Origin of the sequence: Porphyromonas sp. oral taxon 279 str. F0450, assembly GCF_000292995.1 — a bacterium.
Classification (GTDB): Bacteria; Bacteroidota; Bacteroidia; order Bacteroidales; family Porphyromonadaceae; genus Porphyromonas; species Porphyromonas pasteri.
This window is the reverse complement of record NZ_ALKJ01000015.1, coordinates 190,758-198,002: the sequence shown is the minus strand read 5'-3', so window position 1 is coordinate 198,002 and position 7,245 is coordinate 190,758. Positions and strand designations below refer to the sequence as shown.

General features: G+C 58.8%; 7 protein-coding genes. All 7 read right to left on the bottom strand.

All coding sequences use genetic code 11. From position 1 onward, the window contains the following. Positions 1–28: 28 nt before the first annotated feature. The 7 genes from HMPREF1323_RS02950 to HMPREF1323_RS02920 all read right to left on the bottom strand — a co-directional run bounded on the left by HMPREF1323_RS02950 (position 29) and on the right by HMPREF1323_RS02920 (position 6,455). Positions 29–826 carry a UDP-2,3-diacylglucosamine diphosphatase gene (locus HMPREF1323_RS02950; RefSeq protein ID WP_009432642.1) on the bottom strand — a complete coding sequence of 266 codons (798 nt, stop codon included), beginning with the start codon at positions 824–826 and terminating at the stop codon, positions 29–31. A gap of 5 nt (positions 827–831) precedes the next feature. Beyond that, complete coding sequence (locus HMPREF1323_RS02945; RefSeq protein WP_009432566.1) at positions 832–1,161, bottom strand: metal-sulfur cluster assembly factor; 330 nt, start codon at positions 1,159–1,161, stop codon at positions 832–834. A gap of 80 nt (positions 1,162–1,241) precedes the next feature. Then, positions 1,242–2,852, bottom strand: a complete 1,611-nt coding sequence (locus HMPREF1323_RS02940) for an ABC transporter ATP-binding protein (protein WP_009432669.1) — start codon at positions 2,850–2,852, stop codon at positions 1,242–1,244. Beyond that, positions 2,849–3,991 (bottom strand): nucleotidyltransferase family protein, encoded by a 1,143-nt coding sequence (locus HMPREF1323_RS02935; RefSeq protein WP_009432635.1) that lies wholly within the window; start codon positions 3,989–3,991, stop codon positions 2,849–2,851. Before HMPREF1323_RS02935 ends, HMPREF1323_RS02940 begins: the two co-directional genes overlap by 4 nt. Further along, on the bottom strand, positions 3,988–4,254 hold the full coding sequence (locus tag HMPREF1323_RS02930; RefSeq protein WP_044114951.1) for a PqqD family protein: 267 nt from the start codon (positions 4,252–4,254) through the stop codon (positions 3,988–3,990). The genes HMPREF1323_RS02935 and HMPREF1323_RS02930 overlap by 4 nt, the downstream gene beginning before the upstream one ends. A 41-nt stretch (positions 4,255–4,295) precedes the next feature. Continuing rightward, complete coding sequence (locus tag HMPREF1323_RS02925; RefSeq protein WP_009432583.1) at positions 4,296–4,715, bottom strand: RNA-binding S4 domain-containing protein; 420 nt, start codon at positions 4,713–4,715, stop codon at positions 4,296–4,298. A 63-nt stretch (positions 4,716–4,778) separates the two neighbouring features. Then, positions 4,779–6,455, bottom strand: coding sequence for a glycogen/starch synthase (locus HMPREF1323_RS02920; RefSeq protein ID WP_009432608.1), 1,677 nt, complete (start codon positions 6,453–6,455; stop codon positions 4,779–4,781). Between the last annotated feature and the right edge of the window lie 790 nt (positions 6,456–7,245).

Genomic DNA, 7,245 nt, shown 5'->3' with positions numbered 1-7,245 from the left:
GCTTTGGTGGGAGGGGTGAAGGGCGGGGCTACGCTTCGTCTTCGATGAACTGATCCACGAAGAGCGACGTGCCGTCCCACACCGCAAACGAATTGTATTGGAGCCAGTCACCGAGGATGACAATACGCTTGTCGCCACGCAGCGCCAGGTCGATCAAGAGGTGGCGATGCCCGAAGAGGTAGTAGTCGATCTCGGGGTGCTCGGCAGCATAGGCCTTGGTCCAGCGCACCAGCCACTCCTTCTCGACGTCGAAGTAATCATTCTGATACGCGTGGGGCACCTCGCCGAGGGTGGCACGCTTGAGGCCTTTCTTACGGCTACGCAGCGAGCAGGAGAGAGCGAAGCCTACCGTCCAGCGTGGATGGACAGCAGCATAGAGCACCTGCGCCAGACGGCAGCGGAAGAGGCGGTAGAGGAACTTATCCATGCGGCGGTAGCCACAGTACTCCTCGTCGCCATGCGCCAGACGGAAGGTCTTGCCATCGAGCTCGATGACCTCGGCGTGGTGGTGGACCTGCGCCCCCAGCTCCGTCTGCATGTAGTCGGCGAACCACACATCGTGGTTGCCCGCGAAGAAGTGGATCTCGATACCACGGTCGCACATCTCAGCGACTTGGCCGAGGAAGCGCACGTGCCCACGGGGGACGACCGCACGGTACTCGAACCAGTAGTCGAACATATCCCCGAGGAAGTAGACCGCACGCGCCTCATCCTCGATGCTCCGCAGCCAGCGCACCAGGCGTTGCTCTACGGCACGAGGATCCGCATGATAGCCCGAGCCGAGGTGGGCATCACTGGTGAAAAAGACCTTCTTGCGCTCGCTCATCGCTACTAAAGGAAGCCTAACTCCAGCATCGCCTCTTCGCTCATCATATCCTTGTTCCACTCGGGCTCGAAGGTGAGCTGTATATCGACACCCGTGACGCCCTCGACGTCCTCGACCTTCATACGCACATCCTCGAGGATGAAGTCGGCGGCGGGACAGTTGGGTGCCGTGAGGGTCATCGTGATGGTGACGAACATCTCATCGGTGAGCTCCACGCAGTAGATCAGCCCGAGGTCGTAGACATTCACGGGGATCTCGGGGTCGTAGACGGTGCGTAGTGCAGCTACTATATCTTCCTCTATACGGAGGTATTCGTTCTCTAATTCTTCTGCCATAAAATATCGTTGAGGGGAGGGTAATGCTCCCCCTTGGGGTGAATAAATTAACGTAGGGAGCCCGACGCCCTTGGCCCTTGCTACAGCTGCAGCGTGCGGTCACAGGCCGCCGCGACGTCAGGATGGTGGGTGATGAAGATGATAAGGCGGTCCGAGGCGTGCTCACGGAGGTTCCTGAGGAACTGCGCTTCCGTGGCTTGGTCAAGCGCCGAGGTGGCTTCGTCGAGGAGGAGGATACGCCCAGGACGAAGGAGCGCGCGGGCGATAGCGATACGCTGTGCCTGCCCTTCGGAGAGGCCCAGCCCACGCTCACCGATGGTCGTATCAAGGCCCTTCGGCAGGTCAAGCACGAAGTCCGCGATAGCCAGATGCAGCACCTTATGCAGGTCGGCCTCCGTAGCGGACTCATCACCGAGGAGGAGATTCTCACGGATCGTCCCGCTGAAGAGCGAGCCGCCCTGCGGGACGTAGACGAAGTTGGAGCGCGTCGTCTCGCTCACCACATAGCTGCTGCCGCCCGAGTAGAGGCGGATAGCCCCCTCGACAGGCGTGACGAGGCCAAGCAGTAGACGCAGGAGCGTGGTCTTACCAGCGCCCGTACGCCCCATGAGTGCCACCATCTCGCCCGTCGAAGCTTCGAGGGAGAAGTGGCGGTAGATCCACTCTTCGCCGTCGGGATAGTGGAAGCCCATATCCTCGACAGCGAGGCGGATAGGGCTAGTGAGCTGGACACTGCGACCGATCTGCTCGGTCTTGAACTCAAGGAGATGCGCCAGACGATCCAGCGAGCTCTTCGCAGAGATGAGTGTCGGCAGGAGGCTGATAAGCGTCGTCAGCGGGCTCTGGATACGTGCCACGAGCTGGAGGAACGACGTCATAAGCCCGAAGGAGATCGTGCCACCATAAAGCCCGCGAGCACTCCAGAGGAATGCCACGAGGTAGCCACACGAGAAGGCTCCCTGCATGATGAGGTTCGCGAAGACCGAGACGAAGGTCTGGCGCTTCACCGCACCGAGGTACTGCCCTTGGCGCATCGCCAGATGGTCGATGGAGGAGGCTTGGTGCTCGAAGGTACGGATGACGGTCTGGTTCAGCAGCGACTCCTGGATGTGCGCCGTGATCTCACTCTCCGACTGCTTCATCTCATCGGTGTAGCGACGCATACGCTTGTAGTAGACCTTGCTGAAGACTGCGAGCAGCGGCATCCCCACGCCGAGGATAAGGGCCAGCGGTGGGCTGAAGTAATACAGGAGACAGAGAGCGCCGACGAGCTGTGCTAAGGCGATGAGAGCTGACGGCAGGGACGTGACGAAGAGCGCGACAAGGCTATCGGTGTCCTTGAGCATGCGCACGACCATATCACCGCTATGCATCTGCCCGAGGTGCGACCAGCGTGTGTAGAGCAGGTGTGCGAAGACCTTCGACTGCACGGCATTGCTCATGCGTGCAGCGGTATAGTTCGAGAGACGGACGGTGATGACTCGGCAGAGGACCTGCAGAGCGAGTGTGAGGATGAGCGCTACCGAATAGGTGTGTATGGAGCCACCGCGCTGGTGTACGGCGATATCAATGACGCACTTCGATAGCCAGATGAAGATCAGGTTCGTGGAGACCGTCCCCAAGCCAAAGAGGAGGATCAGCAGGATGCCCCACTTATGCCCTCTAAGTATGAAGCGTACGAGGTCGATCATCTCCGCCGACGGATCATAAGCATGAGGTGCCCAAAGACAGAACCCCAGATGATGCGCGAGGCATGGGTCGGCGTGATGTCGTAGAGGCGACGTGAGCGGCGCATCTTGAAGCGGAACTTACGCCAGTTGGTCACCCACTTATTCTGCGCCTTGATGGGGCGCTGGGCGAAGCCGAAGTTCCCACTATGTATCACGTCACGGATGATCTGCTCAGTGTGCGGATCATCCTGAAGAAGCAGGGGGAAGGGGAAGATCTCCGGCGAGACACGCAGGTAGCGGATAGCGGCCTGCGCGAAGAGCTGCATGGGGTAGAGGATGTCGAGATCCTTCGCCATACTGAGGATCTTCTCTTCGTCGAGCTGGCCCTTGAGCTTAGTCATCATCAGCAGCCAGTCGCTGTACTGACGGAAGCCAACGCCCCAGTGAAGCCAATGAAAGAAGAGATGGATGAAGATATAGACGACATTCAGCTCGTGGGGGAGCGTCTTGATGGTGTAGTCCCCATGATGCTGGGTGATGAGGCTCCCACTGCTGATAGCCTCTTGGACGAGGGCATCGAAGTGTCTATTGTGGCGCTTGTGGTCGAAGAAGACGGCACGAGCGTGGTTCTCCACGATGGTACGGCCGTAGGTGAAGGCCGTATGGCCATAGCGCACCTCGGAGTCATCGTGGAGCTTGTGACCGGCCTTGCGCAGGAGCTCATTGCCCCGCTCGTAGTCGGCATCCGAATGGAAAAGGACATCCAGGTCGCCTCCAGAGCGGAGTGCGGCATCGGGATAGAAGCAGCCAAGACTCAGCCCCTTGAGTAAGATGAAGGGCAGGCCTGCAGCTTCGTAGGTCTTCTGTAGCTGGCCTAAGGCTTTGGTTAGATAGGCATTACCCCGCCGTGTGAGCTCGATCTCGGAGAAGATCATCAGGCGCATGTCGCGGTTGGGCAGGGCTTCCTTCGGCAGGGTAAGTATACGGTCCCCGACGAAGGCCGGCACTGCATGCGATACTGCTAAGCGGTGGATCCTACGCCACGATGCCTCCTCCAGACCCGTGAAGTCACGTGCCTCGGGGAGCTCTGAGTGCAGGGCACAGCTCAGGAGCTTGAGGAAGAGCTCCTCGTCATGCGAGAGCGGGGCTATTTGGCTCAACAGATGATCCCGGCCTCTTTGAGCATTTGCGAGAGGAGCTCGACGTCTGCACGTGCCTGCTCCTGGCTCACTTCGTAGCGGTCGGTGAGTAGCTCGACCCAGTCCTCAAGGGTGAAGTCGCGCTCACGCACGCTCTCGATGAGGTAGGCTGCACTATCGTTGAGGCTCACCGCCTGCGTGTAGTCCAAGCTATCTCCCGAGCCTGCGATCATGATGTACTCATCCGCAATCTTACGTAGAGAGATGTGGTCTTTAATTCTCATTATCTGTGATACGTTTGTCATTTAGTCGTCTGTAGGGGTAGCTAATCCCAGTCCTCATCCCAGTCGAAGAGGCCGAGATCCTCAGGCATATCCTCGGCGAACTGATCCAGATCGCGGCGGTCCTTCTTCGTAGGACGCCCAAGACCCTTGGCCCGATCGACGAAGCCCGAGATACGCTGCAGCTCGAGCAGCTCATACTGTGCGGCGGGCGTGACGTTCTCCATGAACTCAGGCACACGCTTAGCGCCGACACGGCTCGCGAGGAGCTCTACCACTCGAAAGGAGTATTCGACCGGAGGCTTACGCACCGAGACGATGTCACCTCGCTGGAGGGTACGTGAGGGCTTGACTGTCACTCCGCCGATGCTGACACGCCCTTTCTTGCACGCGTCTGTGGCCAGCGAACGGGTCTTAAATATGCGGACTGCCCATAGCCACTTATCGACGCGTACTTCTCCCATGCTTTGTCGTATATAACTACAGCAAAGATATGTATTCTCTTTGAAGAAGTAACATAAGTGGTGTTATCCCAGCGTTATCTCGTGCGCACGCGCTCGGCTCCTTAAATATAGGAGTTGGTACGGCATGAGGGCGTAGGCGTCCTCGTAGTGCTGATAGAAGAGCTTCCAGTCAGCACAGCGCGCCAGCTCGTAGGCTTTCTTGCGCTGGGCCTTCTGCTCGTCGGGCGTCAGTGCAAGCTGCTCGCCGATGAGGCGGGAGATCGCCTCGATGGTCTCGGGGATGTTGGTATCCGTGCGCTCGACGATATGCACAGGCTTGTGAGGGGCGGAGGCGAAGGGCTTCTTCGTCTGCTCTTCCTCAGCCCACAGGCCGAAGCCCGCCAGCGTCGTCGTGATCGTAGGCACGCCATAGCGCACACTCTCCAGCGGCGTATAGCCCCAGGGCTCGTAGTAGCTGGGGTAGATGGTCAGGTCCATACCCACGAGGAGGTCGTAGTAGCTTTGGTCAAGGATACCGTCGAGCCCATTGAGGTAGCAGGGCACGAAGACGACCTTCACACGGCGGTCGGTGCGGTCGAGGCCACGATGACGGATGTGGCAGACGGCACGGTCATGCTCGGTATTGTACAGCCAGTGGCTGAGCATGGGATACTGTAGGGGGCTCTCCTGCTCATCCTGCGGATGTGAGAGGAGGTACTGCAGGTCGGCACGGGGACCTGCCTGCCATGCGGGTACGAGGAGGAAGGCCACGATGTCGCGGTCCCCCGTATAGCTCTCGGCGAAGTGGTGCAGGGACTCGATGAAGAGGTCGATCCCCTTATTGCGGTACTCATAGCGCCCACCGAGAGAGATGAAGAAGGAGCGTGCAGGATCAATGTGCTGCCCGTAGAGGCGCGAAGCCACGGCACCGAGGAGGCGGCGTGACTTACGGCGCTTCGAGAGCATGGGTGCAGCGAGGGGGGAGGTTCCGACGTGGAAGCCGTTGGGCAAGACGACGGGTTCGCGCCCGAGGAGCTGCTTGGCTTCGCGGGCGGTGAGCTTGCTGACGGTAGCGAAGACGTCGGCCTTGTGTGCGGCGAGCTTCTCTACCTCGTGCTTGGCTTCGACACCGAGCTCGCGTGCCATCTGGTCGCCGTCGTAGGCATCCATATAGGTATATAGCTCCTTGTCATTCCCTGCGATAGAGCGGCCGACGGTCGTAGCGTGGGTGATGAAGAGCGTGCGGACGCTGGGAGCTTGCTGTCGTAGGTAGAGCAGACCCATGGCGGTCTGCCACTCGTTGAAGATAGCGATGGTGCGCTCATCACTGCGCCAGGCGGCGATGCTGGCCATGAGGCGCGCGGCGGCGATACTGAAAAGACTGCTCTCGTCATAGTCCCCATAGCCCTTGTCGCTCTCGAGGCCATAGGCCTTCCACAGCTCGAAGTAGAGATCATCCTTCTCCCTCCACAGAGGCTTGAAGTCCACGAGGAGTACGGGGGGCTCACCCTCGATACCCCAGCGACCTGCTACGACACGCAGACCGAGGCTCGGGAGGACCTCTCGCAGCCAGCCTTGGAGCTCGGGGATCTCTCCGGGGGTGAAGTCAAGGGGCAACGCCGCACCTTCGTCGGCGAGGAGTGGCCCGATAAAGCATACCTGTGCGGGGTGGTGCTGGGTCATCACGTCTGCACGTGAGGAGAGGACGGTATAGATCCCTCCCATCTTATTGCAGACTTCCCAACTGGTCTCGAGGATCATAATCGTAGTACAGTGAAGGTAATGAATGTATCTTGCCGTGAGGTCCCAGCCAGCCAGGCTGTAACCTTTGTCTCAAAGTTAAGCATTCGCCCCCAAATTACCACATCTCCTTATTACATTTCCTTAGTAAGCCCCACCCCACCCACGGGGAGGGCCCGACCCTATCGAGCGCAACACGCTCTACATCAGCGTCATCAGCACGAATATCCCTCTCACATGAACCACTTATCACGACTCGCGAGAGGCACTTCGTATCGTACTCTTGCTCAGGAGTCTACGAAGGCGGAAAAGTAACCAGTACTGGTCACTCGCCCGACCAGTACTGGTCGCAGCGCGAAGCAGTACTGGTTGATATCAGTTACCAGTACTGGTCACGTAGGCGACCAGTACTGGTTCGCATCCCCCTCCTTTCGGGTGTGGTAGCCTTCCCTTATGTAGCTCTAGCAAGCACGCCACTTTGCCCTGCATCCCCTCCATTAGGGTCAAGAGTCCCCTCTGCCTCAGCCCAGAACCTCAGGGATATGCAACTTACGCTGTATCTTTGGGCGCAATATCTTTAATCATGTCTCTGGACGCAAACAACAAATCAGTAAACTTAGATAGGAAGATGAGTAAGGGATCGCTGGCAATATTTAGATGGCTCTGTGCCTGTAGCCTGCTATGGGCCTCTATAGTCGAGGTGCAGGCTCAGCAATTCATGGGCTATAGCCCGCGGTGGTATGGGCCGAATGCCAATCCCATCCCAGAGGCACGTGAGGCAATGATCCCCCAAGGACTTCGGCTTCATAAC